The following is a 25056-nucleotide window of genomic DNA, read 5'->3' on the forward strand; positions in this document are numbered from 1 at the left end:
TTGAGGTTGTTATGTTTGATGGACTAGGGTTGTTTCTGGGAGCATTGGGTGATGCTCTCATTGGCCCAAACCTATTTGTACCGGGAGAGCCGTTCTTTATCGCAGCGGGCTTTCAACTGTATTCAGGTGCATGGATGGCGTTGGTTTTGGTGATGCTAGGTGGTTTGCTTGGTGATCAACTCAGTTATTTCATTGGTTATAAATACGGTGTTAAGGTGCAACGAAGGCTCATTAAGTTTCGCCCTAAAACCAAAAGATTAATTGCGCGCTGCCGCTATCTGGTTGCTCGCAAAGGCACATACATCATTCTTTTTGCTCGTTTATTAGGGCCTATCGCTTGGGTTGTGCCATTTATAGCTGGCTCGCATCGTGTACCGTGGCGTAATTTTAGTGTGTTGGCGTTTATCGGTTTGGCCCTTGGTGGAGGGCAGTTCATTGCTTGGGGCATGTTACTGGCGCACGGCGTTGAAAACTTCCCGTGGCTTAATAGCCTTAAGATATTTATCTCGGAGCATAATAGCTTGATCGTTGGTGTGTTCGCGGTATTAGTCTTCACCATTATCGGTTACCGAATGAAGTGGCGATGCTTAGTACTTAAGTCTAGTGCGCTGTTGTTGGCGTGGGTATTGTTTGCGAACTACGCTCACTTTTTCTGGAAAGCGGATGACTTTCAGAATCAACCAGAGACGGCTCAAATAAACAAAGTCGACTGGAACTCGGTTACCTATAAAGCGTTCCCCGGTAAATCTTCGTTCTACTCGGCGCAAGCGATCAACGTAATTTATGTTGGAGCAACCCCAAGAGACTTAATGAAGCAATTAGGCTGGATAGAGAATCAAACCTTCTCTCGAAATGAGATTGAATGGGTTGGTTATCTCGCATTGCTTAGAGAAAAAACGCCGCCAGTGTCTGATTTATATTGGCGAGACAAGCCGCAAGATATGGCTTTTCAATTGCCGGGTAACCTGATGAAGCGCAGCCATATTCGTTGGTGGCGTGCAGGTGTTGATATTAAAACTAACCAGCCTCAGTGGTTAGGCGCAATTAGCTATGATGATGGCCTTAAAGTCACGCCTTACTCAGGCATTGTGACCGTGCTTCATAACATTGACCCTAATGTTGATGAAGAGCGAGATCGGCTTGCTAATCAGATACGAACGTTACTACCAGACATCGAGTTAGACAAGTACCCATTAGCAACGGTGGAAGTGATCAATGACGATCATGACTATTACACTGATGGCCGGGTATTAACGATTGGAGCAACGACCCTTAGTGATAATTCACAAACTTTGGATGTTGCTGTGAACGATATATAGAGTTGTATATAAGGTCGATAGAATTAAGCCCTAGCATTACGTTAGGGCTTATTGTGTTTAACTTTTACTTAGCTTGTTCAGCCTTTACTTACTTTAAGCACCAGAGAAGCTTTTAAGCCGCCCATTGAGCTCTTGCTGAGCGTTAGGCTGCCTCGGTAACTGTGTGCCATTTCATTTACGATATTAAGCCCTAAGCCTGTTCCTGGTGTGGTTTCATCAAGTCGGACGCCACGTTTGGTCACTTGCTCAAGCTTCTCTTCAGGAATGCCTTGGCCATCATCTTCAATCACCAACTCTATGTTGCCATCGTCGAGTTCATTTGCATGGACGCGAATAATGCTGCCCGCCCACTTGTAACTGTTCTCGAGTAGGTTGCCGACCATTTCATCAAGGTCGGTTTTTTCTACTGCCACTTCAATCTCAGAGTCTAGCTCGTTAATCATGGTGACTTCATTGGCAGCGTAGACTTTATCAAACGCCATTGAGATAGCTTCGACACGCTCACAAGGTGAAGACTTCACCGAAAGAATGTTCATTGCACCTGCCATACGAGCGCGGCCAAGGTGATAATCAATTTGGCTTTGAATCTGATGAATGGGCTGTTGCAGCAGTGCCTTGTCATCCTCTGGAAGTCGCTCTATCTCATTTTTTAGAACTGAAAGCGGTGTTTTCAACGCATGAGATAAGTTACCCGCGTGGTTACGAGCTCGTTCTAATAACTCTTGATAGTGAAAGAGCAGGGCATTGAGGTCAGAGACTAATGGAGAAACCTCTTTCGGGTAGTTATCGCTTAACCCTTCTTGCTCGCCGTTTCTTAGCATTACCAGTTCGCGTTGCATCTTGCTGAGCGGTAATAACGACCAACTGACTTGAATACCGATCAACATCAGCACGCCAACAAACAGCAACATTAGGATCAACCAGACTTGACCAGTAAGCTCTGTCAGTGTGGATTCTAATGGATCTTCATCAATACCAATGGTGATCGTGACAGGGTCGCTCAGTTCAGGCAGGTAGATATCTTGCTCGATGTAAATCAGCTTTTCTTTCTCTGGCCCTTTGACTGATGTGTGAATCGGTGAACGCTTGATGGTGAGGTCTTTATCCCATAGCGAGCGAGATCGAATGATCTGCTCTTGGGTAGCGGCGCGCCAATAAATACCACTGTAGGGCTGGTTGAACCTAGGATCAGACAGACGCTCTGCCATGATCAGGTTACCACTGTCATTGGTTTCGATATTGGCGGTTAACTCATCCATGGTTAAGCCAAGCTGCTGCTTCATGTCATCGACGAGGTAGTCGTTAACCAGTTTCGGAATCCCGACACCAGCCGCTAATATCATCGCACCTAGCCAAAAAGCCGCAGCAAGGAGCAAGCGGCTTTTTAAACTGATGTTTTTAAGTGTTCGTTTCTTTAGATTCATGCATTTCCAACCTGCCTTTGCTCATCGTAACTTATCGTATTGCGATGATCAGAACAGGCTGTCCACTTAATTAATGGTTGCTCTTGGCGTGATTGACGACTGAGCTATTCAGCATTCAGTTGGTAGCCAAGGCCACGAACGGTTTTGATGATCTTTGGTGCGATTTTCTTACGAATACGACCGATGAACACTTCAACCGTGTTTGAGTCTCGGTCGAAGTCTTGCTTGTAGATATGCTCAACCAACTCAGTGCGCGAGATAACCTTGTTTTGGTTATGCATGAAGTACGCGACAACTTTATATTCCAGCGCCGTGAGGCTAATTGCTTGACCTTGCCACAACACTTTAGAACTGCGTGTGTCTAGGCTTAGATCACCGATTTGAAGTATCGGAGCAGCACTGCCTGATGCTCGGCGCAGTTGAGCTCGGATACGGGCAATCAGCTCGACCATCTCAAATGGCTTAGTTAGGTAGTCATCAGCACCGGCGTTCAAGCCCTCAACACGTTGAGTTAGCGTGTCACGAGCACTTAAGATAATCACTGGCGTGTTGATGTTTTCGTCTCGAATGCCTTTTAATACCGTTAGGCCGTCAAGCTTAGGTAAACCTAAATCGAGGACAATCGCGTCCCATTCTTCTGACGTTGCACGGTAGAGTGCGTCGATACCATCTTGAGAGAGCTCTGGAACCCAGTCGGGCCCCTCAAGTGTTTCAATAATTTGTTGGCCCAAACGAGGCTCATCTTCAACGACTAAAATTTTCATAATTGTTCTTCTAATTTCTTCTAATGACTGTTCGTCGTGCTTAGCTCTTCGTCGTACGTAACTAGTCGCCGTGTTTAATTGCGTCTTTAAAGTTGCGGCCTTTGATCATAAGCATTTCTAACGTCTCAGCGTTGTATTCGACTTTGATGATGTTGTTTTGGTAATTGATTTTTAGTTCATACACCCAAATGTCGTCATCTTCTTCTAGTTCTACTTTAATGATTCTGCCATGAAGATCGTTTTCAACCGCCGCATACATTTCTGAGAAAGGGCGAATGTAGCCTTCTCGTACGGCTTCATAGACTTCGTCTTGATCTTCTTCAAATTCGATGCTGGTTCCTGCTTTATGAACGTCCTGCACTAATTCATGACCATTATGATGTGAGTCAGCCCATGCGCCAGCAGAAACAAATAAGCCTAAGCTTATAGAAAACAAAGAAATCATAGCTTTACTAAACATAGCGAATCCTAGAGAAGGTTGATAGCGTTCAGTATAAAAAAGTAATTCTGAACAGAAAGTGAACCTGATTAATAATGAGAATTTGATACCGAAAAACTTAACGCTTAAATGGCGCAGGCTTTAATACATAAGATTAATTGCCGAGTGTTAAGAACGTAAGACTTACTTTTATTCTTAACCTTAACGCTGCTGTAGTTCGTCTTCGAATATCTTGTCTCTCATTTTCCAAAAGCGTCCGACTTTACGGGCAATCACGAATTGAGGTGGGCGGAATCTATGTTGGTGAGCAACCACTTTCGTCGGTGAGGCTTCTTCGAAAGGGCGATGTCTGTCTGCAAGGTGAGGGCGAACAAACTGGTCTTTGAAGTTCTGCTTCTGCTTTTTGCTGGTTAATGACCAAAACTCATGCACTTGCGCTTGGTTTTCTCCGCGATAGGTGACCTTAAGTTGTGATTTACCTTTCTCGTCTTTAAGCACGTTGAGGTCCATTTCCAAGCATTCAAATACCAAGGCATCTTTTAGGTTCAGTGCTTCTTTTAGCTTTTTGTCTGGGTCGACTAAGGTTGCATCGCACTCATGACAAATGCGCGCAGCAATGTCATTATCAGCACCACATTCACCGCAATATTTCGCTCGGAAGCGATAATTACAGTGCTCGCGCTCGCCCGTGTCTTCATCGGTAAAGTAGCCTTGGCATTTGCGCCCAAAGTGCTCAAGCAAGAAGCCATTGCTGTCTAGCTTGCCCCAAAAGTTATTATTGAAGCCGCACGCAGGGCAAGGGATGGTGATGATTTCACTGTCTGAATCGGGTTTAGGGTCGCCAACCTCAGGTTGGTAGAGGTCGTAACTGTTGCCCGCATAGTCGAGCACCAAACACTCTTTTTTACCCGGAGATAGGCGTAAGCCACGGCCAACGATTTGTTGATACAAACTGATGGATTCTGTCGGGCGCAAAATCGCGATTAAATCGACGTGTGGCGCATCAAAACCTGTGGTTAATACCGATACGTTAACCAAAAACTTGATTTTACGTTCTTTGAAGTCGCTGATAATTTGGTCACGTTCGAGAGTTGGTGTATCACCAATCACAATTGAAGCTTCACCTTCTGGCAATAAGCCGAGGATCTCTTGCGCGTGTCGAACGGTCGCAGCGAATACCATGATGCCTAGTTTATCTTGGGCTAGGTGAATAATCTGATCGACAATCTGTGGGGTCGCTCGTTTCGATTGCTCGATCACCATGTCGAGTTCTGCTTCTTTGTAGCGACCAGTGCTCGCGGGCTTTAACTGCGAAAAGTCATAGCTCAACACGGGTGCATCAATCATGCGTGCAGGAGTTAAGAAACCTTCATCGAGCAGGTAACGAATCGGCAGCTCAAAGATACAGTCGCGGAAGAAACGTGGCTCATCTGAACGCACTTGACCGCGAGTGTGGTATTGATAAATCCAACCCATCCCAAGACGATATGGGGTCGCTGTTAATCCAAGCACCTTGATGCCCGAATTATTCTCGTGTAAGTGAGTGATGACTTTCTGATAACTACTGGTCTTTTCATCGGGAACACGGTGGCATTCGTCGATAACCAACAGCGAAAATTGGTTAGAGAATGAATCGAGATTTCGCACCACAGATTGCACCGAAGCAAACACGACTTGTTGGTCGGTCTCTTTGCGTCCTAAACCCGCAGAGAAAATCGAGCCTTTCAGCCCGTAACCTTCATACTTTTCATGGTTCTGTTCAACCAACTCTTTTACGTGAGCAAGCACCAACACTCGACCTTTCGCAAGCCTTGCTAACTCTGCAATCACAAGGCTTTTTCCTGCACCTGTCGGAAGCACGAGCACTGCCGGAGTTTGGTGTTTTCTGAAGTAATGAATCACTGATTTTACAGAATCAGCTTGGTACGGGCGGAGTGTATACATATCGCGTCTTGTAAGAAGGAAAACAAATAGTGTGAAATAGCTCAACTAATTGAGCAAAGGTGACTATAATACCCGACTTAGATTAGTTGAGGTATTCATGCGTTTAGATAAATTTCTGTGCGATGCATTAGGCGTCACTCGAAGAGAAGCAACACACTTATTAAAATCCAAGGCAGTGACAGTAAATGATGTCATTCAAAAAAGCGGCTCACTCAAGGTAACTGAAGAGTGCGTTGTGGAATGGCAAGGCAATGAACTGAATGTTCACGGCCCACGTTACATCATGCTTTATAAGCCAGAAGGCTTTGTTTGTTCGCATGAAGATGGCGCAAATCGTATCGCGTTTGAATTACTTGATGAAATCAAAATGGACAAGCTGCACTTTGCTGGTCGTCTAGATATTGATACAACAGGTCTTGTGTTGATTACAGACGATGGTAAGTGGTCTCACCGTATCACTTCGCCAAAGCACAAGTGTGAGAAGACGTACCGTGTGTGGTTGGTTGAACCTGTTGAAGACGATTACGTTGAAAAATTCAAAGAGGGCATCCAGCTTAAGAGCGAAGATGGCCTAACACTTCCTGCACACCTAGAAGTTCGTGCAGAGCGTGAAGTGCTGCTAACGATTCACGAAGGCAAATACCACCAAGTTAAACGTATGTTTGCTGCTCTTGGTAACAAGGTAGAAGCACTACACCGTGAACGTATTGGCGAAATTGAGATGGACGAATCTTTAGAGTTAGGTGAATACCGTTACCTAACGCAAGAAGAAGTCGATTCAATCTGGAAGTAGTCCTTAGCTAGAAGTTGCTCTTAACAAGAAATTGTTCTTAACAAGAGACCACTTTTGCTGGAAATAGCCCTTTCGTTGTAAAGCCGACCATGGATAGCGTCGGCTGATGATGTTGACTGGTACTAGGAAAGTCTCAGCCAATCTTTGACTCGCGTACTCACGCTAGTCCCTAGCTCTATCAGTTGAACATTCGGAGAACCATGCAAACATCGACCTCACAGAGCCAAAGCTCCCAACTAGAAACACCTCAATTAGGCTTAGTGCTGTTTTTGATTCTAGGTGCGATTGGTGCACTTACTCCGCTAGCCATTGATATGTATCTGCCAGCGATGCCGACCATTGCTAAAGATCTTGGTGTGACGGCGGGTGAGGTACAAATCACGCTAACAGCCTATACCGCAGGTTTCGCGCTGGGGCAGTTGCTGCATGGCCCGTTGGCGGATAGCTATGGTCGCAAGCCTGTACTGCTTATTGGTGTGTTCTTGTTTGCTATCGCTTCTATGGTGAGTGCGACAACTCATGGCATTGAAGCGCTGACTTACATCCGTACCGCTCAAGGTTTTGCTGGTGCTGCGGCGGCCGTTATCATCCAAGCGGTGGTAAGAGATATGTTCGATCGTGAAGATTTCGCAAGAACCATGTCTTTCGTTACTTTGGTGATGACAGTTGCGCCATTGGTTGCTCCGATGATTGGCGGTTACTTAGCGTTGTGGTTCGGTTGGCGTTCAATTTTCTGGGTTCTGGCTATTTTTGCGGTGATCGTGATTCTGGCGGTATCGATGAAGATCCCAGAAACGCTTCCTGCAGAAAACCGACAACCATTGCGCTTTAAAACAACGATTCGTAACTATGCTCGACTGTGTAAGAACCCAACGGCGATGGGCCTGATTTTCTCTGGTGCATTCTCATTTTCAGGGATGTTTGCGTTCTTAACGGCAGGTTCATTCGTTTACATCGATATCTATGGCGTTCGCCCTGATCTGTTTGGCTACCTGTTCGGCTTGAATATTGTTGCTATGATCTTGATGACGAGCATCAACGGTCGAATCGTTAAGAAAGTGGGCTCTCACGCTATGCTCAGAGTCGGTTTAACCATTCAACTGTTTGCAGGCTTAGGTCTGTTAGTCGGTTGGATGTTAGATATCGGTTTGTGGGGTATTGTGCCATTCGTGATGCTGTTTATCGGCACACTGTCTACCATTGGTAGTAACTCAATGGCACTGCTTTTAAGCGGATACCCGAATATGGCCGGCACAGCTTCTTCGCTTGCAGGCACATTAAGATTTGGTACTGGTTCTGTAGTGGGGGCAATTGTTGCTATGCTACCAAGTGACACTGCAGGGCCAATGGCTATGATGATGGCAGCATGTGCAATACTGTCAGCATTACTATATTGGACATTAGGAAAGAAGGCATAATGTCAAAATACTATATTGAAATTCAGAAGTTAGTGAACGATGCGCTGGGCGAGCTGTATGCTCTGCATAAGTCTGGTAAAGCGATCGACGCACCTATCGCGAACAACCTTTATCTTGTTCGTTGGGTAACAAAAGCGATTAAATCTCAAGCTTATGATCGCGTGATTGTGCCTGACTTAGTTCGCTGGCAGAAACAGGGTCGCTCAAAAGGCAACAACTCTGATTTAACTTTTACCTTTAAACGTATTTCTGCGTTTTACGGACGTTTTTTCCCTGAAGGCGAAGAGCCTAAAACGCTAAAAGACAGTGATGTTGAAGCGTTCATGGACAAAATGTACGAGATGGGTTGGAGCGTATCGAGTGAAGACGAGCTAACGACTGGCGGCAAGATTCAATTCTTCACCGATGGCGAGCACTCTTTTGCTTTATGCGGTAAACAGTGTGACGACTCTTTCGACGGGGAGTTGATGGTTAAGCCAATGAACTGGTTTGTTCGTGGCAACCATGCTGAGTTCATCCAAGCGGCGATGGAAGCGGGCTTCATGCTTCACAAAGTAACGGACTATAAGTCTGCGGTGAAGTATCACGGTGAATACATCGTTTACCCTGCTAACCAAGGCAACCAACTGGCTGAGATCCCAATTAGCGTTATCGGCTAATAGCGGATTCGAGATGAGAGATACGAAGAGCGGAATTATCCGCTCTTTTTTGTCTCTCATAGCGCGTGTCGCTAATTTGCTGTTAAGTCTTTTCGCATCCCGTTACCCGAATCCCGCATCTGCTTTTAATCCTGTTCTTTAGCCTGCTTCTCAATTGCCTTCACCATGCCTTTAAAAATAAACAGGTGGGCTGGCATCATAGCAAACCAATACAGTAACCCTAGAAACCCCTTTGGATGCCACCAAGCCGAGATATTCAGCTCGCGAGAGCCACCGTGGTCAGAGACAGTAATCTCGAGTCGCCCTAAACCGGGGCCTTTCATACCGAAAAGCAGAGATAAAAACTGATTCTCTTCACAGCGAATGACCTTCCATGAATCGATTTTGTCACCGACTTTTAGGTTGGGCCCTTTTGGCATTTGTCGAACCGGTACACCGCCACCGAAAAGAACATCCAACCATTCGCGTGTGCGCCATAAAGTGTTAGCAAAGAAGTAACCTTGCTTCGGGCTTCCGATTTGCTGAGCAACATGCCAAAGCGATTCCAATGAAGCGCTTGAGGTGATACTTGCGCCTGTTTTCTTCGGGTAATAGCCATACCCAGCTTGCCAGCGTTTGAATGCGGTTTTATCAAAGCCCCATACATTGCTTTTGACAAAGTTTCCTTCAGCGTGAATGGCTTGTTCAACCATATTTTCGAACGAGATAAGCTTCTGAGGGTACTTTTCTCTAATGATGGTCGAACTGGCGATGAAGTCGTGCTTTAAGCCTGCAAGTAGTGCTCTACCTATGTTAGACGGTACAGAAGTCACCACACCTAACCAATATGAAGCAATCTTTGGTGTCAGTAGCGATGTCGCCCATAGTTTGAGTGGACGATCGGCGGTTTTGGCAATATGAGCAAATTGGTTTCGGTAAGAGACAATATCCGGCCCGCCAACCTCAAAGGTTTGGCTTTCGCTAGGCGTGTCTTGTGCGAGTTTTAGTAAATAGTGGTTCAGGTTCTGCAAAGCAATCGGGTTGGCTTTAGAGTCAACCCATTTTGGCGCAATCATAATCGGCAAGTTGTACACGAAATCTCGCATGATCTCGAATGCCGCAGATCCTGGGCCAATGATCACGCCAGCTTGAAGTTCGGTAACGGGTACAGGCCCTTTACGAAGCAATTCGCCGGTTTTCTTTCTCGCTTGAAGGTGCTCTGAATCACCAGTCTGAGGCTGTAAAGAACTCAGGTAGATGACGTGTTGATTCTTTGGCCCAAGAGCAGAAACAAAGTTACGGGCTAAGTTCAGCTCATAATCGATAAAGTCGTGGCCTTCCGCCATGCCATGGACGAGAAAGAAGATAAGATCAAAGTCGGGGACTAAGGCTTGTGTCGCAGCTTGATCGGCCAGATCAAGATACTCAAGCGATAAGCTTTCGTGAGGCTCGGTCCGTGCCTTTAAATAGTCGATATGCCTTGCTGCTGCCGTGACTTGATAGCCTTGCTCAAGCAGGAGAGGGAGGAGTTGCGAACCAACATATCCAGAAGCGCCTAAAACCAGTACTTTCTTCATTGTTACTCCATTTATATCTGTGGTTAAAAACCGAACATTGATATAATAGCGCGATATTTATCTTTATTCATCAATACGTTCCGTTTAGGTATCTCTCTATGTTGCTCTCTTCAATTATTCATCACACACGAGGTGATTTTGTTCGCAGGCTTATTGCGATTGCACTGCCCATCACCTTGCAGAGCATTATGTTTTCAAGCCGAGGCTTGGTGGATGTATTGATGTTGGGCCAACTTGGCGAAGCAGACATCGCAGCTGTGGGGGTGGCGAGCCGAGCGATGTTCGTGACGACCATTATGCTGGTGGGTGTTACCACGGGCGGTGCTCTTCTTACTGCTCAATATTGGGGCGCGGGTAACAGACAAGGTGTGAGAGAAAGCACTGCGCTGACGTGGCTGGTGTCGACACTGTTTGCTTTACTGACTATCGCGTTTTTCGTTTCATTTCCTGCACAAATCATGGGCGTGACGACCGACTCTCAAGAGGTCATCAACTTAGGCGTTGAATACATCGTAATTACGTCATTTAGCATGCTAGCGGTATCGTGTGTCAGCAGTATGGCTGTGGGTTTGAGAGCGATGCACAAACCCGGGCTAAGTACATTTTTCAGCGGTATCGGCATCCTGTCTAACGTGTTCTTTAACTGGGTGCTGATCTTCGGTAACTTAGGCTTTCCTGCGCTTGGAATCAAAGGTGCGGCGATTGCGACGGTACTGAGTGGCGCGATTGAAGTCGCGACTTTGTTTGGTTATCTCTATTTCTCTAAGCATTTATTAGCATTTAAGTTTTGCGATATTAAAGCGGCAGCTTCGATTGATAAGGTGGTTCGCTTCTTGAAGCTGTCTCTGCCGACCACGTTTAACTTCTTAGCATGGGCGGGTGGTTTGTTTGCTTACCACGCGATCATGGGGCAATCGGGCGTTCAAGGTCTGGCTGCGCTATCGGTCATGACGCCGGTTGAATCTATCTCATTGAGTTTATTGATTGGCCTTTCGAATGCGGCAGCTGTTTTGGTGGGTAATCAACTTGGTGCGAAAAACAATGAAGCGGTTTACTATCAAGCGCTTGGCTTAACAATTTTGTGTTTCTTAACTAGTATTGTTGTAGCCGTTTTTCTCTATTTCGTTCAAACGCCAATACTTAATGCCTTTAGCGCACTGACGGAAGAAACCAGAGCCCTCTCAGAGAAATTCATTCTGATCCTCTGTGTGGGTATTGTCATTCGCTCGGTGCCATTGACTGTGATCGTTGGGGTGTTGAGAGCGGGTGGTGATGTGAAGTTCTGCCTCTATCAAGATTTGATTGCTCAGTGGGTGATCGGTATCCCATTGGCAGCCATCGCGGCTATCTATTTTAAGTTTCCACCTGAGTGGGTATATCTGCTTTTCCTAACGGAAGAAGTCCTCAAGTGGGGCGGGTCGCTCTATCGCATGAAAACAAGAAAATGGATTAAAAACTTGATAGGAAGTTGAAGTAGGGCGCACCAATCGCATCACTTTATCGTTGGCGTGTGATCTATCTTTCAAAATACTTCCTCCTAACAGGGAATTAGTGTAGATTCTCCTTCCAAATTCTAACTAATGCGAGCTGTTTAATGTTAAAGCTGTCAGACCTATGTAAAGGCTATGTCGATGGGGGGGAGTTTCACCCTGTTTTGCAAGGTGCTGAATTAACATTAAACCAAGGTGACCAGCTGGCATTAATGGGAGAAAGCGGTTCAGGTAAAAGTACTTTACTGAATCTTATCGCGGGCTTAGACCTAGCGGACTCAGGTGAAATCGCTTTTCCTCACTTCAATATGCACGACTCAACCGAGCGTGACCGCACCGCTTATCGCAGAAACAACATTGGCCATATTTTTCAGCAATTCAACTTACTGCCAACGTTAAATATTGCCGATAACATCCGTTTTTGCCGCCAGTTAAAAGGCTTACCTGAAGACAAAGGTCTCTGGAGACAGATTCTCTCTGCTTTAGATCTTATGCCTTTACTTGGCCGTTACCCTGAAGAAGCGTCTGGTGGCCAACAACAACGTGCGGCCATTGCGCGTGCGCTTTATATGGAACCAAAAATATTGCTGGCCGATGAGCCGACCGGTAGTTTAGATGAGCGTAATGCAGAAGCGGTAATGCGTTTGCTGACCTCTTTGGCTCGTCAATTAGAATGTACGTTGCTGTTGGTAACACACAGTGAAAAAGTAGCTCTGCATATGGATGGTAGGATCCGTCTACAAGGAGGACAACTGCATGTTATGGCCCGTAGTTAAGGCACTACTCGGTCACTATCGACGTTACCCACTGCAGATTATTTTGGTATGGCTTGGTTTAACCCTCGGCGTATCACTTTTGGTTGGTGTTACTGCTATCAACCAACACGCCAAGCAAAGCTATGCGCATGGCGAAAAACTCTTTTCGAATCCTCTTCCTTACCGTATTCGACCAAAACACAACGCCAATAAAATCCCGCAAGGCTTTTATATCCAACTTCGCCGTGAAGGTTTTCAACAGTGTTCTCCTCTTGATCACCATCGTATCACTGATGAAAATGGCGCAAACTTCATGGTTGTCGGTATAGATCCTGTTTCTATGCTTCAGCTACAACCTGGTATAGCGTTAAAAGATCTCACCGCTTTGAACCTCATGAAGCCACCATATCCAATCCTTGTCAGTGATGATCTTGCTGAACACATGGAATGGCACAACGGTGATTACATCCCTTTGATGGATGGTTCTGAACTTGGTCCTGTGGTTGTTGATCAAAATAATATGATTAATGGTACAAGGTTGATTGCGGATATCTCCTTGCTCCGAATGCTTAAACGCAGTGCTGGGCTTTCAGTGATTGCTTGTTCAGACATGCCCACTGAGAAGTTTGAACGTCTTAAAAATATGTTACCTAATGGTTTGACGATCTCTCGTAGCTCTAAGGCAGAGCTTGAGTCGCTGACCAGTGCGTTCCACTTAAACCTAAAAGCGATGGGTATGCTGTCGTTTGTGGTTGGTTTATTTATTTTCTATCAAGCGATGTCGTTGTCATTTATTCAGCGCCAACCGTTAGTCGGAATCTTAAGACAAACAGGTGTATCGGGCTGGCAATTGGCTAAAGCGCTTTGCTTAGAATTGTTGATATTGGTCGTACTGAGCTGGATCTGCGGTAATGTATTCGGTGTCATGTTAGCCAACCAATTGTTACCAGCGGTATCTTCAAGCTTAGGCGACTTATACGACGCCAACGTTGGCTTAACGATCGACTGGAATTGGCGATGGAGCGGCTACAGCTTATTGATGGCGTTACTTGGTGCGTTTTTAGCGTGCGCTTGGCCATTGGTGCGCTTGCTTAGATCACAACCGATTCGTTTGACCTCTCGCTTATCTTTGATGCGCTTTGCGGGTACCGAGTTCACTTGGCAAGCGTTGATTGGCTGTGGCTTCTTGGTTGCCGCTGTCGCCGTGTATCAAGCCCCTCAGACTCAAGAGACGGGTTTTGCGATTATCGCGCTAATGCTGATCAGTGTGGCGCTATTTACCCCGTTTTTGATGTGGAAGTTATTTAACAGCCTCTCTTATTCTTTGCGTTGGGTTCGCGCTCGCTGGTTCTTTGCTGATGCTGCTTCCAGTATGAGTTACCGTGGCGTGGCGACGATGGCGTTTATGTTGGCCTTAACAGCCAATATTGGTGTAGAAACCATGGTCGGTAGCTTTAGAGATACCACTGATAAATGGCTAACACAGCGTTTGGCTGCCGATCTGTATATCTACCCAACCAACAATGCCGCTGCTCGTATGAGTAATTGGTTATCCGACCAACCTGAAGTGGATTCGGTTTGGTGGCGTTGGGAGAAAGATGTGGCGTCTCCAGTTGGTAGCATTCAGGTGATCAGTACGGGTCCTTCTGAAGGTGAGCTAGAAGCGCTGACGATCAAATTAGGTATTCCGAATTACTGGTATCACTTACATCACTCTAAAGGTGTGTTGATCAGTGAATCGATGTCTCTCAAGCTGGGGATTCGCCCTGGCGACTACATTGACCTCTATGACAGTCTCGGCTCTGGTTGGCAGGTTGTCGGTGTTTATTACGATTATGGTAACCCTTACCATCAAGTCATGATGTCGCATCGAAACTGGCTGTATGGGTTTGCAGGGCGGGGTAATGTCGGACTTGGGGTAATACTCAAAGACGATGTGAATTCATTAGGGCTTCGCAGCCGATTAGAAAGCGTATTTAGACTTGGTTCTGAGCGTGTTTTCGATAACAACAATATTCACAGTCAAGCAATGCGGGTGTTCGATAGGACGTTCGCGATTGCAGATACACTAGGTAACATCACCTTGGTTATCGCCGTCTTCGGTATCTTCTTCGCGACGGTTGCGGGAGAAGTGTCTCGCCAAAGGCATATTTCCTTGCAGCGCTGTTTGGGTGTCTCGGCGAAAGAGCTGATCCTGACAGGTAGTTTGCAGTTGTTTGTGTTTGGGCTTATTTCCTCCTTAATTGCGATTCCGCTCGGATTGGCGTTAGCGAGCCTAATTGTTGATATCGTGATAAAGCAGTCTTTTGGGTGGTCACTCGAGTTACAAGTGATTCCTTGGGACTATTTGCAGACATTTGCATGGGCCATGGCAGCATTGATGCTAGCTGGTGCTTTACCAGTGATGAGAATGATTCGGAACACTCCGATGAAGTCACTGAGGGATGCGCTTTAGTATGTTTTTACGGAATACTTCAACTAAGTTAAGACAACGAATTCTGTCTTCTCTGCTATTAATCAGTTTCTTCGGCATCTTTTTAAGTGTTTGGGGTTATTACTCCTATTTCATCGATCCTGGTGAAAAGGGCGTGAATGAAGTTAACTCAATATTGGTTAATGAACACTTCAATGTGTTCGAACCTGTTTTGCCAGACCGTAATGTTTCGCTACCACAAGATTTTAAGTTCCACCCAGAGTTTCAGCACGAGTGGTGGCATTACTTTGCATCTTTGAAAGGTGATGATGGTAAAGACTATTCGGTCCAGTGGAGCTTTTTCCGTATCGCAACGGACGAACGTGAAACACCAGGGTGGCAAAGCCCTCAAGTCTATATCTCAAATGTAGTGGTCTCTTCTAAGTCCAAAGTATGGAAAGAACAGCGCATGGCTCGTGGCGGCATTGGCCAAGCGGGAATGACTAATCGTCCATTCAGGCTTTGGATTGATAACTGGAACTGGCGTGCACTCGGCAACACCCCATTCCCAGGACGCCTTCAAGTGCAAACAGACACGTTTGGACTTGAACTCGACACCATTGCAAAAGGGCCCTATGTGCTCAACGGCGATAACGGTTATCAGAAAAAGCACGACTTATTACCTGTCGCGTCTTATAACTTCAGCGCTCCATTTTTATCGTTGAGTGGTGTGTTGAACCTAGACGGCGTTACCAAGGAAGTGGAAGGAACTGCGTGGGTACATAAAGAGTGGGGCAGTGGCTTACTTGGAGTGGGCCAACAAGGTTGGGATTGGTTTGTATTTAACCTCGATGACGGCACAGCGCTGAGCATTAACCGCTATCGTCATAACCAACAGTTGCCTTACATATTCGGGACATTAGCAACGCGCTCAGGCAAAGTTTACCAATTAACGGAATCCGACATTTCCATTCAACCATTGCAAAATACAACGTTGATGAATGGAAGACGGATGCCTTTGCAGTGGATCATTAACGTCCCTAAGCATGATATTAACCTCACAACGCGTATTATACGCAGGGATATGTGGCTTCCATTTGTCATACCATATTGGGAAGGGCCGATTAAGGCGAGCGGGAGTCATGAAGCGACAGGCTTTATGCAGTTAACTGGCTACTAAAAAACACCTAAGGCTATAATTTGATAGCCTTTTTTTATGCCTGCGCCTTTTAGCGTCCCCCAATGAATTGTGCATACAGGTTCGATGATCTCATCTATACTTAATTCATGGTGCATAACAACATTATGGAATATACGACGTATTGTTTAGTATTTGTAGGAAAAACCGAAGTTAAACATCCGAAGAAGTGATTATCTATCAATTAAACTTGGATATAAACTCGTGGTTATTCTTTGTTATTCGTTTATTTAAATAATAAATATAAGGGCGAAATCATGACCGACGTCATCCGTGACTTCTTTAAAATGGAATCTGCTGGCGGCATCATACTAGTCATCGCTGCGGCGATCGCAATGTTTGTAGCAAACTCACCACTGAACGAAATGTACCAAGGTGTACTTCACAGTTACGTTCTTGGTATGTCTGTGTCTCACTGGATTAACGATGGCTTAATGGCTGTCTTCTTCCTTCTAATCGGCTTAGAAGTTAAGCGCGAACTTTTAGAAGGCGCATTAAAGTCTAAAGAGACAGCAATCTTCCCAGCTATCGCAGCTGTGGGTGGTATGCTAGCTCCTGCACTTATTTACGTGCTATTTAATTCAAGTAACCCTGAAGCGCTTCAAGGTTGGGCTATCCCAGCAGCGACTGATATCGCATTCGCATTGGGTATTATGGCTCTTCTTGGTAACCGTGTACCGGTTAGCTTGAAGGTGTTCCTATTGGCTTTAGCAATTATCGATGACCTTGGCGTTGTTGTTATCATTGCACTGTTCTACTCAGGCGACCTATCAACGCTTGCGTTAACGGTTGGTTTCATCGCAACTGGTGTGCTGTTCATGCTAAACAACAAGCATGTAACTAAGCTGAGTGTGTATCTCATTGTTGGTGCAATTCTGTGGTTTGCAGTATTGAAGTCTGGTGTTCATGCAACGCTGGCTGGTGTAGTGATTGGTTTTGCTATCCCACTGAAAGGCAATAAAGGTGAACATTCTCCGCTGAAGCATCTAGAACATGCTCTGCACCCATACGTCGCTTTTGCAATCTTGCCAGTCTTTGCTTTTGCAAACGCAGGTATTTCATTGGAAGGTATCTCAATCTCAAGCCTAACAGGTATGCTACCGCTTGGTATCGCTATGGGTCTATTGATTGGTAAGCCTCTTGGTATCTTTGCATTCAGCTGGGGTGCGGTGAAATTGGGTGTTGCTAAGCTCCCTGAAGGTGTGAACTTTATGAACATCTTCGCAGTATCTGTCCTGTGTGGTATTGGTTTTACAATGTCTATCTTTATTTCATCACTAGCATTTGGCCCAACGAATGTAGAGTTTGACACACTAGCTCGACTAGGCATCCTGATGGGATCTACAACAGCTGCAATTCTAGGTTACTTCCTGCTAAGCGTTTCTTTACCGAAAACAGCAAAGCAACAAGAAGTAAAACTATAATCAGCGGTAGGCTCGTTTAACGGCGAGCCTATTCACTGATTAACAAGCTAACTTCTGAGTAGCAAGACGAGTCACAGAATCATCCTCCCCGATTCATGTGATAGCAAAGAACAAAAAAGCCGTGATAGGGTTTCCTATCTCGGCTTTATTGATCCTAACTGCTAGTATTTTTAGTTTGGTTAGTTATTGATGATCTAAAACTCCTAGATTCAACTCATTATTTTGATCGGCATGAATTGCGGATCGTTTTGGATGACCAGAGTGACAGTGTCATGTTATTTTTCTAGCGTGGTAAATATGGTCCACTCCTCGACGATCTGCTCATTCAGCCCGACAACCGTTGCTGTTACTCGACGGTTCAGTGCATGAGAAGTAGCATCGTTGCCATCGCTCTCTAAGCGGTTTTCACCGTAACCGACAACTCTTACTCGGCTCGGGTCTATACCATTCGACAATAATTCATCTTCAACGTGGTGAGCGCGCTTCTTTGATAACTCTAAGTTGTATTCACTCGCGCCGACTTTACTGGCGTAACCTTGAATTTCTATCGATGCACTTTGGTAGGTTTCTAAGAACTCAGCCATGGTAGTGATTTGATCTGAGAAGATAGGGTTAACTTCATAAGAGTCATTGGCGAAAAGGATGTTCAGCTGTCTGATTTCTTCTGAGCGTATAGTCTCGCCACAACCTTCATTATCAACTAATGACGCTTTAGGTGTACTTGGGCAGGTATCTCGTGCATTGACCACCCCATCATTATCATCGTCTTGCAGGTCTGAAATTTGCTCCGCTTCTGGCGTTTCTATATAGGGCTCTTCATTTTGGCTAGAGCATGCACATAGCGTTATCGTTAATGCGGAAAGCAATAAGTAAGGTATTTTCATCATTAATACTCCACTGCCGTTGTCCACTCGTCTGGAATGTCGACCAGTAGAGCGTTCAATAGAGAGCCTGTCGCGTTCATTACACGGTATTTAGCGTACTGTTCAGAGTAATGCGCATCTAAGTAATCTTTGCGGGCTTCAAACAATTCGTTTTCAGTGTTAAGCAGATCAAGTAGCGTACGTTTACCGATTCGATATTGTTTCTCATAAGCGATAACGGTTTCTGACGCCGAATCCACGTGATCAGACAAGAAGTTCTTTTGTTGTAACGTCAGATCTAATGCACTCCAAGAGAGGCGAAGGCCTTCTTCAACTTGTCGATAAGCACGATCTCTTAGATCTTTTGCTTTATTGAGTTGGTAAGCTGCAGCTTCTGAATTAGCACTATCGGTACCACCGTTGTAGAGGTTGTATCGCATTCTTAACATTGCCAACGTCTCTTGGCTCGAACCTTCATCGCCTCCCGCATCATCGCGCCATGATTGAGATGCCTCGATAGAGAAAGTAGGGTAGTTAACCCCTTTTGATTGTTTGTACTGGAAGTGCGCCGAATCGACATCTGCAGTTGCGACTTTGATTACCGGGTGTTGGTCCAGAGCATTAACAAGGGCGTCTGACAATGACAGAGGAATCATAGAAATATCGGCTCTTGGGTAGACCAAGCCAAGCGGTTCTTGACCCACTATTCTTCTAAATTGAGTGTGGGTATCAATTAGGTTGTTCTGTGCGGCTAATAAATTGCCGTGCGCTTTTGCAATCCTAGCTTCTACTTGAGATACATCTGCGGTTGAGCCTATGCCTGAGGCTGCTCGTTTTTTGATGTCTTTATAGATTTTCTTGTGGATAGCAAGGTTACTTTCCGAAAGGGCTAAAACTTCAGTTGCTTTGACTGCATCCAGGTAGATCTGTGTGACCTCTAGCGCTTTGTCTTCGGCATCCGCGAGTAATTGTAAGCGAACCGATTCCGCTTCTGCGGCAGTACGGTCAATATCATTGAGAGTCGACGAACCATCCCACAACAACTGAGTGAGGGATATGGTGGCTTCCTTTCGTGTGAGATCGGTATCAGGACCGTTGTTTGGCGCAGGGTTTATGCCTTCATAGCCAATACCAGCATCAAGATCGATACTCGGCCTATAAGCACCACCTGCGGCATCGTTTCGTTTTTGTACACTCACAAACTCATTAAAAATACTTTTTATCTCAGGATTGGTAGCCAAGGTAATGGCAACAGCCTGTTCTAAAGTCTGAGCAGAGAGTGGGGTTGCAATAGCTAAGCAACAGATGATGGGTAATTTAAACAGTCTCAAAGTAGGTCTCCTTCTACTTTTAAAAGCTCCCGCCTCCTCCCAACTAGCGTTTAACTACTTAATTGAGAAGGGTATTAAACGAAGCTTAGGACATCTGCTAGAAATTGCTAAGTTTGTTGGCTTTATTTCGAATGTAAGTCTCTATCGCTATTGATTAATTTACCAGTTGTGACAGGTGGCAAGCTTCGAGTAGATGTGTTGAAAATAAATGCAAGGCTAGAATTCGGCTTGGGCAGAGATTGGTAAACGTTGGTTAGGAGGTTGTTTGAAATACGTATCTCAGTGATAGCAATGTGCCAAGCGTGGTAGTTCGATTTTTAGTAAAAAATGACAATATAAAAAGAATCGATCGCGCTGTTTAGTTTGTAGTTGTAGCTGTGAAGAAGGGTAAGTAAGGTTTCACCCTAAACAACAAACAAAAAAAAGCCCAAACCAACGTGGTTTGGGCGGATACAAGTATAGGAGTTAATAAGGAAAATGCAGTAATTAAGAAAGCAGTGAGAAGAACAAGTTTGACGGCCTGTTAAACTTCTAAATACGCTGTTTTCTACCTAATTTAGGACTCTCCATTTCCATTTCAGTTCCAAGAAAATTCATTATTTTTTTCTTTTTTTATAAACACACAGCGATTCAATCGTTTAGTGCTGAGTTTTATTAACTGGTACGACCAATTTGTGAAAATGTGATGTTGCTTGCTTGTTAAATAAATGTACTAAGCGTATATTTCAAACAGTTGTTTAATACGAGTGATTGAAATGGCACCAAGAAGTACAACCAAAGACAAAATCTTAGATGTGGCTGAAGGCTTATTTGCTGAGCACGGTTTTAATGACACCTCTTTACGTACGATTACGAGTAAAGCGAATGTCAACTTAGCTTCAGTGAACTATCACTTTGGCGATAAGAAGACTCTGGTTCGTGCGGTACTCAATCGTTACTTAGAAGCATTTATGCCAGCACTGCAAGATGCATTAGTGAACTTAAACTTGAACGAAACGTATTCTATGAGTGACGTGTTTGAGTCGTTGAGACAGCCACTAAGAGCACTTAATGATGTTAGGCCAAATGGTACAAGCCGATTCATGTTACTTATCGGCAGAGGCTATACGGATGTGCAAGGACACTTGCGTTGGTTCATTACTACTCGCTACAGCGAAGTACTTTCTTTGTTTACGACATCTGTAATGAAGGCGAATCCGAACCTCACTCAAGAACAGTTATTTTGGCGATTACACTTCACCCTAGGGACTTGTGTATTCACCATGGCATCAAGTCAGGCTCTGGTAGAAATTGCAGAGAATGACTATGACAGAAAGATAGATGCTAAGGCAGTGGTCGATATTCTTATTCCATATTTAGCCGCTGGCATGTCAGCAGAAGAATAAAACAATAAAAAGCGAAACATTCACAACCAATATAGTGAACAAAAGGATCTGAACTATGAGCTCTCTAAGACAAAAATGGGTAAGTGACCCAGCTTTTAAACTCTTTAAAAAAGTACTACCACCACTATCTAGCACCGAGAAAGAAGCGATGGAAGCGGGTAGCGTGTGGTGGGACGGAGAGCTGTTTTCTGGTAAACCAGATTTCACTAAGCTGCACCAATACCCAAAACCTCAGCTGACAGCAGAAGAGCAATCGTTCATGGATAATGAGCTTGAAACCTTGCTCGCTATGCTTGATGACCACCAAATTGTAAAAGAAGATCGAGACCTTCCTGAAGAGGTGTGGAACTTCTTACGCAAAGAGCGTTTCTTTTCGCTAATTATTGCGAAAGAGTATGGCGGTCGTGAATTCTCAGCACACGCTAACTCAACTATCGTAACTAAGATTGCGACTCGCAGTATCAGTACTGCGGTTTCAGTAATGGTTCCAAACTCTCTTGGTCCTGGTGAGCTGCTGTCTCACTACGGCACTCAAGACCAAAAAGACTACTGGCTACCTCGTCTTGCTGACGGTACAGATATCCCATGTTTCGCACTAACAGGCCCAGAAGCGGGTTCTGATGCGGGTGGTATCCCTGATGTCGGTACTGTGTGCATGGGCATGCACGAAGGTAAAGAGACGCTAGGTATCAAGCTTAACTGGAACAAACGCTACATTACACTAGCACCAGTGGCGACGGTACTTGGTCTGGCTTTCAAACTGCACGATCCAGAAAAGCTACTGGGTGACAAAGAAGACATTGGCATCACTTGTGCGCTAATCCCGGCTGACCACGAAGGTGTTGTGATTGGTGAGCGTCATGACCCACTTGGTCTTGCGTTTATGAATGGTCCAACACGCGGTCACGATGTGTTTATTCCTATGGAATGGTTAATCGGTGGTGCCGATTACGCAGGTAAAGGCTGGCGTATGCTGGTGGAATGTCTGTCTGCAGGTCGTGGTATCTCATTACCCGCACTTGGCACGGCGATGGGCCACCTAACGGCGAAAACGACCGGCGCATACGCTTATGTTCGTAAGCAGTTCGGTATGTCGATTGGTAAGTTTGAAGGAGTTGCAGAGAGTTTAGGTCGTATTGGTGGCTTAACGTATCTACTAGAAGCGACTCGTACACTAACAACTACTTCACTCGATATGAAAGAGAAGCCGGGTATCGTTACGGCTATCGCGAAATATCACATGACAGAAATGGCGCGTACTATCCTGAATGATTCAATGGATATCCACTCTGGTCGTGCAATTCAAGATGGTCCAATGAACTACTTAGCTGCGCCTTACCTAGGTATTCCAGTTGCTATCACAGTAGAAGGTGCGAACATCTTAACTCGCAACCTGATGATCTTCGGTCAAGGTGCGACACGTTGTCACCCATACGTGCTAAGCGAAATGGAAGCGGCAGCAAACCCAGATGAGAAGCAAGGTGCGAAGGATTTCGATAACTTGTTGTTCAAGCATATCTCTCACGCAACTAAGAACACGTTTGGTGCGTTCGGTGCGGCATTGACAGGCTCTAAGTTCATTAAAGCGGATATGAGCGGTCCAACGAAGCCTTACTACCAAGACTTAACTCGCTTGAGCCGTGCGCTTGCAGTGAGTGCGGATTTCGCAATGCTTACACTAGGTGGCGAACTGAAACGTAAAGAGCTTATCTCTGCACGTCTAGGTGATGGTCTAAGTTACCTATACATGGCGTCTGCAGCGCTTAAGAAGTATGAAGATGAAGGTCGTCAACAAGCTGACCTAGACTACGTACACTACGCGGTTCAACACTGTTTCCATAACGCGGCTAAATCGCTACAAGAAGCGTACAGAAACTTCCCGAACAAGATGGTAGGTAAAGTACTTAAAGGTCTAGTTTTCCCTGTCGGTAACCACTTTGAAAAACCAAGTGATAATCTAACGGTACAACTGGCAGAAAGCTTGATGACTCCGGGTGCACACCGTGAACGTCTAACTCACCTTTGCTACATAGGCAAAGAAGAAGAGGATAGTGTTGGCCTAATGGAGAATGCGTTCAATGCGATGTACAGCATCAAGCCTCTCGAACGTAAGATCTTCAAAGCAGTGAAAGAGGGCAAAGTGGCTCGTAAAGGTCTATTGCAAGATAAACTTGCTCAAGCACTGGCGGCAGATGTTCTTACTCAAGACGAAGTTGACCAAATCATTGCAGCAGACAAACTTCGCTACGCAGCGATTCAAGTTGACCACTTCAGTCATGATTACAGTGAAACTTTGACGCGAAAAGAGTTAAAACCTAAGCTAAATAGCGTTGCTTAGATAAAGAAATGACAAAAGGCACCTTATTAGGTGCCTTTTTTTGTTTTTGTCGTAGAAGTTGCAATAGAGGCGTTAACAAATGGTGACTTAGTCAGCAAATATTCACTGAGTGCTCCAACCACTTGCATTTTCGCCACATTTTTACAGAAATTAGATGCCATTTGCGTACGAAACTTTTATCCTTAACCTGATTTTTTAAGGAAGTTGAATATGATCATCAAACCTCGAATTCGCGGATTCATCTGTACTACAACACATCCAGTCGGTTGTGAAGCTAATGTAAAAGAACAAATTGCTTACACAAAAGCTCAAGGCCCAATCGCAAACGCACCTAAACGTGTACTAGTTGTTGGCTCTTCAAGTGGCTACGGCTTGTCTTCACGTATTGCGGCTGCATTTGGTGGCGGCGCTTCAACTATCGGTGTTTTCTTTGAGAAAGCCGGTACTGAGAAAAAGCCTGGCACAGCTGGTTTCTACAACTCAGCAGCGTTCGACAAGTTTGCTAAAGAAGAAGGCCTATATTCAAAAAGCCTGAACGGCGATGCTTTCTCTAACGAGGCGAAACAGAAAACAATTGACCTGATCAAAGAAGATCTAGGCCAAATCGATATGGTTGTATACTCACTGGCATCTCCAGTGCGTAAAATGCCAGAGACTGGCGAAGTAATTCGTTCATCTCTAAAGCCTATCGGTGAAACGTACACGTCAACTGCGGTTGATACCAACAAAGACACAATCATCGAAGCAAGCGTAGAGCCTGCAACTGAAGAAGAGATCAAAGACACTGTTACTGTAATGGGCGGTGAAGATTGGGAACTTTGGATCAATGCTCTTTCTGAAGCTGGTGTTCTAGCGGACGGTTGTAAGACGGTTGCTTACAGCTACATCGGTACTGAACTAACGTGGCCAATCTACTGGGATGGCGCACTAGGTAAAGCTAAGATGGATCTAGACCGTGCAGCGACAGCGCTGAACGAGAAGCTAGGCCAAACTGGCGGTACTGCAAACGTTGCTGTTCTTAAGTCTGTAGTGACTCAAGCAAGTTCTGCAATCCCTGTAATGCCTCTTTACATCGCTATGGTGTTCAAGAAGATGCGTGAAGAAGGTATTCACGAAGGTTGTATGGAACAGATCTTCCGTATGTTCAGCCAACGTCTATACAAAGAAGACGGCAGCGCGCCAGAAGTGGATGAAGTGAACCGTCTACGTCTAGATGACCTTGAGCTTCGCGAAGACATTCAAGATCACTGTCGTAACCTATGGCCTCAAATCACAACTGAGAACCTAAAAGAACTGACTGACTACGTAGAGTACAAAGAAGAGTTCTTGAAGCTATTTGGTTTCGGTGTTGAAGGTGTTGATTACGAAGCTGACGTTAACCCAGCTGTTGAATTTGATGTAGCTGACATCTAATTCAAGTTATCGAATCTAAACGAAATAGGCGCTCATTGAGCGCCTATTTTTTTGTCTGCTATTTGGTTCAAGAGATTAAGAGCAGATATGGGATTCGAGTGGCGGGATGCGAAGAGATTTAAGAGCGGAT

General features: G+C 45.2%; 19 protein-coding genes. 12 read left to right on the forward strand and 7 right to left on the reverse strand.

Going from position 1 to position 25056, the window contains the following annotated elements; translation table 11 throughout:
* Positions 1–11: 11 nt before the first annotated feature.
* Positions 12–1319: an LssY C-terminal domain-containing protein gene (locus AB4185_RS03220; RefSeq protein ID WP_017070602.1), complete on the forward strand. Its 1308-nt coding sequence runs from the start codon at positions 12–14 to the stop codon at positions 1317–1319.
* A 77-nt stretch (positions 1320–1396) separates the two neighbouring features.
* On the opposite strand, the gene AB4185_RS03225 is transcribed toward AB4185_RS03220, so the two are convergent.
* From AB4185_RS03225 to AB4185_RS03240, 4 genes are all read right to left on the reverse strand, one after another.
* On the reverse strand, positions 1397–2743 hold the full coding sequence (locus tag AB4185_RS03225; protein WP_017066077.1) for an ATP-binding protein: 1347 nt from the start codon (positions 2741–2743) through the stop codon (positions 1397–1399).
* Positions 2744–2847: 104 nt separating this feature from the next.
* A complete protein-coding gene (locus AB4185_RS03230; protein ID WP_372134844.1) occupies positions 2848–3507 on the reverse strand; it encodes a response regulator transcription factor in 660 nt (219 codons plus the stop codon).
* A 61-nt stretch (positions 3508–3568) separates the two neighbouring features.
* Positions 3569–3967 carry a PepSY domain-containing protein gene (locus AB4185_RS03235; protein ID WP_017066076.1) on the reverse strand — a complete coding sequence of 133 codons (399 nt, stop codon included), beginning with the start codon at positions 3965–3967 and terminating at the stop codon, positions 3569–3571.
* A gap of 180 nt (positions 3968–4147) precedes the next feature.
* Positions 4148–5890, reverse strand: a complete 1743-nt coding sequence (locus tag AB4185_RS03240; RefSeq protein ID WP_102320610.1) for a DEAD/DEAH box helicase — start codon at positions 5888–5890, stop codon at positions 4148–4150.
* Between the two features lie 97 nt (positions 5891–5987).
* On the opposite strand from AB4185_RS03240, the gene rsuA reads away from it, so the two are divergent.
* From rsuA to AB4185_RS03255, 3 genes are all read left to right on the forward strand, one after another.
* The gene (gene rsuA / locus AB4185_RS03245) at positions 5988–6683 is read left to right on the forward strand and encodes a 16S rRNA pseudouridine(516) synthase RsuA (protein WP_017060380.1); all 696 of its coding nucleotides are present in this window, start codon (positions 5988–5990) and stop codon (positions 6681–6683) included.
* Positions 6684–6883: 200 nt separating this feature from the next.
* Positions 6884–8101, forward strand: a complete 1218-nt coding sequence (locus AB4185_RS03250) for a Bcr/CflA family multidrug efflux MFS transporter (protein WP_017060381.1) — start codon at positions 6884–6886, stop codon at positions 8099–8101.
* Entirely contained in the window at positions 8101–8760 is a 660-nt protein-coding gene (locus tag AB4185_RS03255; protein ID WP_017060382.1) for a DUF2913 family protein, read from the forward strand. Before AB4185_RS03250 ends, AB4185_RS03255 begins: the two co-directional genes overlap by 1 nt.
* 125 nt (positions 8761–8885) lie before the next feature.
* Here AB4185_RS03255 and AB4185_RS03260 read toward each other — a convergent pair whose 3' ends face one another.
* The gene (locus AB4185_RS03260; protein WP_372134846.1) at positions 8886–10316 is read right to left on the reverse strand and encodes a DUF2867 domain-containing protein; all 1431 of its coding nucleotides are present in this window, start codon (positions 10314–10316) and stop codon (positions 8886–8888) included.
* 98 nt (positions 10317–10414) lie between these two features.
* Between AB4185_RS03260 and AB4185_RS03265 the strand changes: the two genes are divergently transcribed.
* The 5 genes from AB4185_RS03265 to nhaA all read left to right on the forward strand — a co-directional run bounded on the left by AB4185_RS03265 (position 10415) and on the right by nhaA (position 17596).
* Positions 10415–11788, forward strand: a complete 1374-nt coding sequence (locus tag AB4185_RS03265; RefSeq protein WP_372134848.1) for an MATE family efflux transporter — start codon at positions 10415–10417, stop codon at positions 11786–11788.
* Between the two features lie 122 nt (positions 11789–11910).
* Positions 11911–12582 carry an ABC transporter ATP-binding protein gene (locus tag AB4185_RS03270; RefSeq protein WP_017060385.1) on the forward strand — a complete coding sequence of 224 codons (672 nt, stop codon included), beginning with the start codon at positions 11911–11913 and terminating at the stop codon, positions 12580–12582.
* The gene (locus AB4185_RS03275; protein WP_017065398.1) at positions 12563–15016 is read left to right on the forward strand and encodes an ABC transporter permease; all 2454 of its coding nucleotides are present in this window, start codon (positions 12563–12565) and stop codon (positions 15014–15016) included. The genes AB4185_RS03270 and AB4185_RS03275 overlap by 20 nt, the downstream gene beginning before the upstream one ends.
* Positions 15006–16154 carry a lipocalin-like domain-containing protein gene (locus tag AB4185_RS03280; RefSeq protein ID WP_017068753.1) on the forward strand — a complete coding sequence of 383 codons (1149 nt, stop codon included), beginning with the start codon at positions 15006–15008 and terminating at the stop codon, positions 16152–16154. Before AB4185_RS03275 ends, AB4185_RS03280 begins: the two co-directional genes overlap by 11 nt.
* A 275-nt stretch (positions 16155–16429) precedes the next feature.
* The gene (gene nhaA / locus AB4185_RS03285; protein ID WP_010441484.1) at positions 16430–17596 is read left to right on the forward strand and encodes a Na+/H+ antiporter NhaA; all 1167 of its coding nucleotides are present in this window, start codon (positions 16430–16432) and stop codon (positions 17594–17596) included.
* 275 nt (positions 17597–17871) lie between these two features.
* On the opposite strand, the gene AB4185_RS03290 is transcribed toward nhaA, so the two are convergent.
* Together AB4185_RS03290 and AB4185_RS03295 are read right to left on the reverse strand one after the other, a co-directional pair.
* The gene (locus AB4185_RS03290) at positions 17872–18483 is read right to left on the reverse strand and encodes an OmpA family protein (RefSeq protein WP_102270539.1); all 612 of its coding nucleotides are present in this window, start codon (positions 18481–18483) and stop codon (positions 17872–17874) included.
* On the reverse strand, positions 18483–19790 hold the full coding sequence (locus AB4185_RS03295; protein ID WP_010441480.1) for a TolC family outer membrane protein: 1308 nt from the start codon (positions 19788–19790) through the stop codon (positions 18483–18485). Before AB4185_RS03295 ends, AB4185_RS03290 begins: the two co-directional genes overlap by 1 nt.
* Before the next feature lie 755 nt (positions 19791–20545).
* Between AB4185_RS03295 and AB4185_RS03300 the strand changes: the two genes are divergently transcribed.
* From AB4185_RS03300 to fabV, 3 genes are all read left to right on the forward strand, one after another.
* Positions 20546–21175, forward strand: a complete 630-nt coding sequence (locus AB4185_RS03300) for a TetR/AcrR family transcriptional regulator (RefSeq protein ID WP_017065403.1) — start codon at positions 20546–20548, stop codon at positions 21173–21175.
* 55 nt (positions 21176–21230) lie between these two features.
* Positions 21231–23513 carry an acyl-CoA dehydrogenase gene (locus tag AB4185_RS03305; protein WP_017071963.1) on the forward strand — a complete coding sequence of 761 codons (2283 nt, stop codon included), beginning with the start codon at positions 21231–21233 and terminating at the stop codon, positions 23511–23513.
* A 210-nt stretch (positions 23514–23723) separates the two neighbouring features.
* Positions 23724–24926, forward strand: coding sequence for an enoyl-ACP reductase FabV (gene fabV, locus AB4185_RS03310; protein WP_017065406.1), 1203 nt, complete (start codon positions 23724–23726; stop codon positions 24924–24926).
* Positions 24927–25056: the final 130 nt, after the last annotated feature.

This window comes from Vibrio sp. 10N.286.48.F5 (genome assembly GCF_041469785.1).
GTDB lineage: Bacteria > Pseudomonadota > Gammaproteobacteria > Enterobacterales > Vibrionaceae > Vibrio > Vibrio crassostreae_C.

What these genes read in the sequence shown, in the direction of transcription:
- AB4185_RS03220 (WP_017070602.1), top strand. Translation starts at nt 12, where the DNA reads ATGTTTGATGGACTAGGGTTGTTTCTGGGAGCATTGGGTGATGCTCTC.
- AB4185_RS03225 (WP_017066077.1), bottom strand. Translation starts at nt 2,743, where the DNA reads ATGAATCTAAAGAAACGAACACTTAAAAACATCAGTTTAAAAAGCCGC.
- AB4185_RS03230 (WP_372134844.1), bottom strand. Translation starts at nt 3,507, where the DNA reads ATGAAAATTTTAGTCGTTGAAGATGAGCCTCGTTTGGGCCAACAAATT.
- AB4185_RS03235 (WP_017066076.1), bottom strand. Translation starts at nt 3,967, where the DNA reads ATGTTTAGTAAAGCTATGATTTCTTTGTTTTCTATAAGCTTAGGCTTA.
- AB4185_RS03240 (WP_102320610.1), bottom strand. Translation starts at nt 5,890, where the DNA reads ATGTATACACTCCGCCCGTACCAAGCTGATTCTGTAAAATCAGTGATT.
- rsuA (WP_017060380.1), top strand. Translation starts at nt 5,988, where the DNA reads ATGCGTTTAGATAAATTTCTGTGCGATGCATTAGGCGTCACTCGAAGA.
- AB4185_RS03250 (WP_017060381.1), top strand. Translation starts at nt 6,884, where the DNA reads ATGCAAACATCGACCTCACAGAGCCAAAGCTCCCAACTAGAAACACCT.
- AB4185_RS03255 (WP_017060382.1), top strand. Translation starts at nt 8,101, where the DNA reads ATGTCAAAATACTATATTGAAATTCAGAAGTTAGTGAACGATGCGCTG.
- AB4185_RS03260 (WP_372134846.1), bottom strand. Translation starts at nt 10,316, where the DNA reads ATGAAGAAAGTACTGGTTTTAGGCGCTTCTGGATATGTTGGTTCGCAA.
- AB4185_RS03265 (WP_372134848.1), top strand. Translation starts at nt 10,415, where the DNA reads ATGTTGCTCTCTTCAATTATTCATCACACACGAGGTGATTTTGTTCGC.
- AB4185_RS03270 (WP_017060385.1), top strand. Translation starts at nt 11,911, where the DNA reads ATGTTAAAGCTGTCAGACCTATGTAAAGGCTATGTCGATGGGGGGGAG.
- AB4185_RS03275 (WP_017065398.1), top strand. Translation starts at nt 12,563, where the DNA reads ATGTTATGGCCCGTAGTTAAGGCACTACTCGGTCACTATCGACGTTAC.
- AB4185_RS03280 (WP_017068753.1), top strand. Translation starts at nt 15,006, where the DNA reads ATGCGCTTTAGTATGTTTTTACGGAATACTTCAACTAAGTTAAGACAA.
- nhaA (WP_010441484.1), top strand. Translation starts at nt 16,430, where the DNA reads ATGACCGACGTCATCCGTGACTTCTTTAAAATGGAATCTGCTGGCGGC.
- AB4185_RS03290 (WP_102270539.1), bottom strand. Translation starts at nt 18,483, where the DNA reads ATGATGAAAATACCTTACTTATTGCTTTCCGCATTAACGATAACGCTA.
- AB4185_RS03300 (WP_017065403.1), top strand. Translation starts at nt 20,546, where the DNA reads ATGGCACCAAGAAGTACAACCAAAGACAAAATCTTAGATGTGGCTGAA.
- AB4185_RS03305 (WP_017071963.1), top strand. Translation starts at nt 21,231, where the DNA reads ATGAGCTCTCTAAGACAAAAATGGGTAAGTGACCCAGCTTTTAAACTC.
- fabV (WP_017065406.1), top strand. Translation starts at nt 23,724, where the DNA reads ATGATCATCAAACCTCGAATTCGCGGATTCATCTGTACTACAACACAT.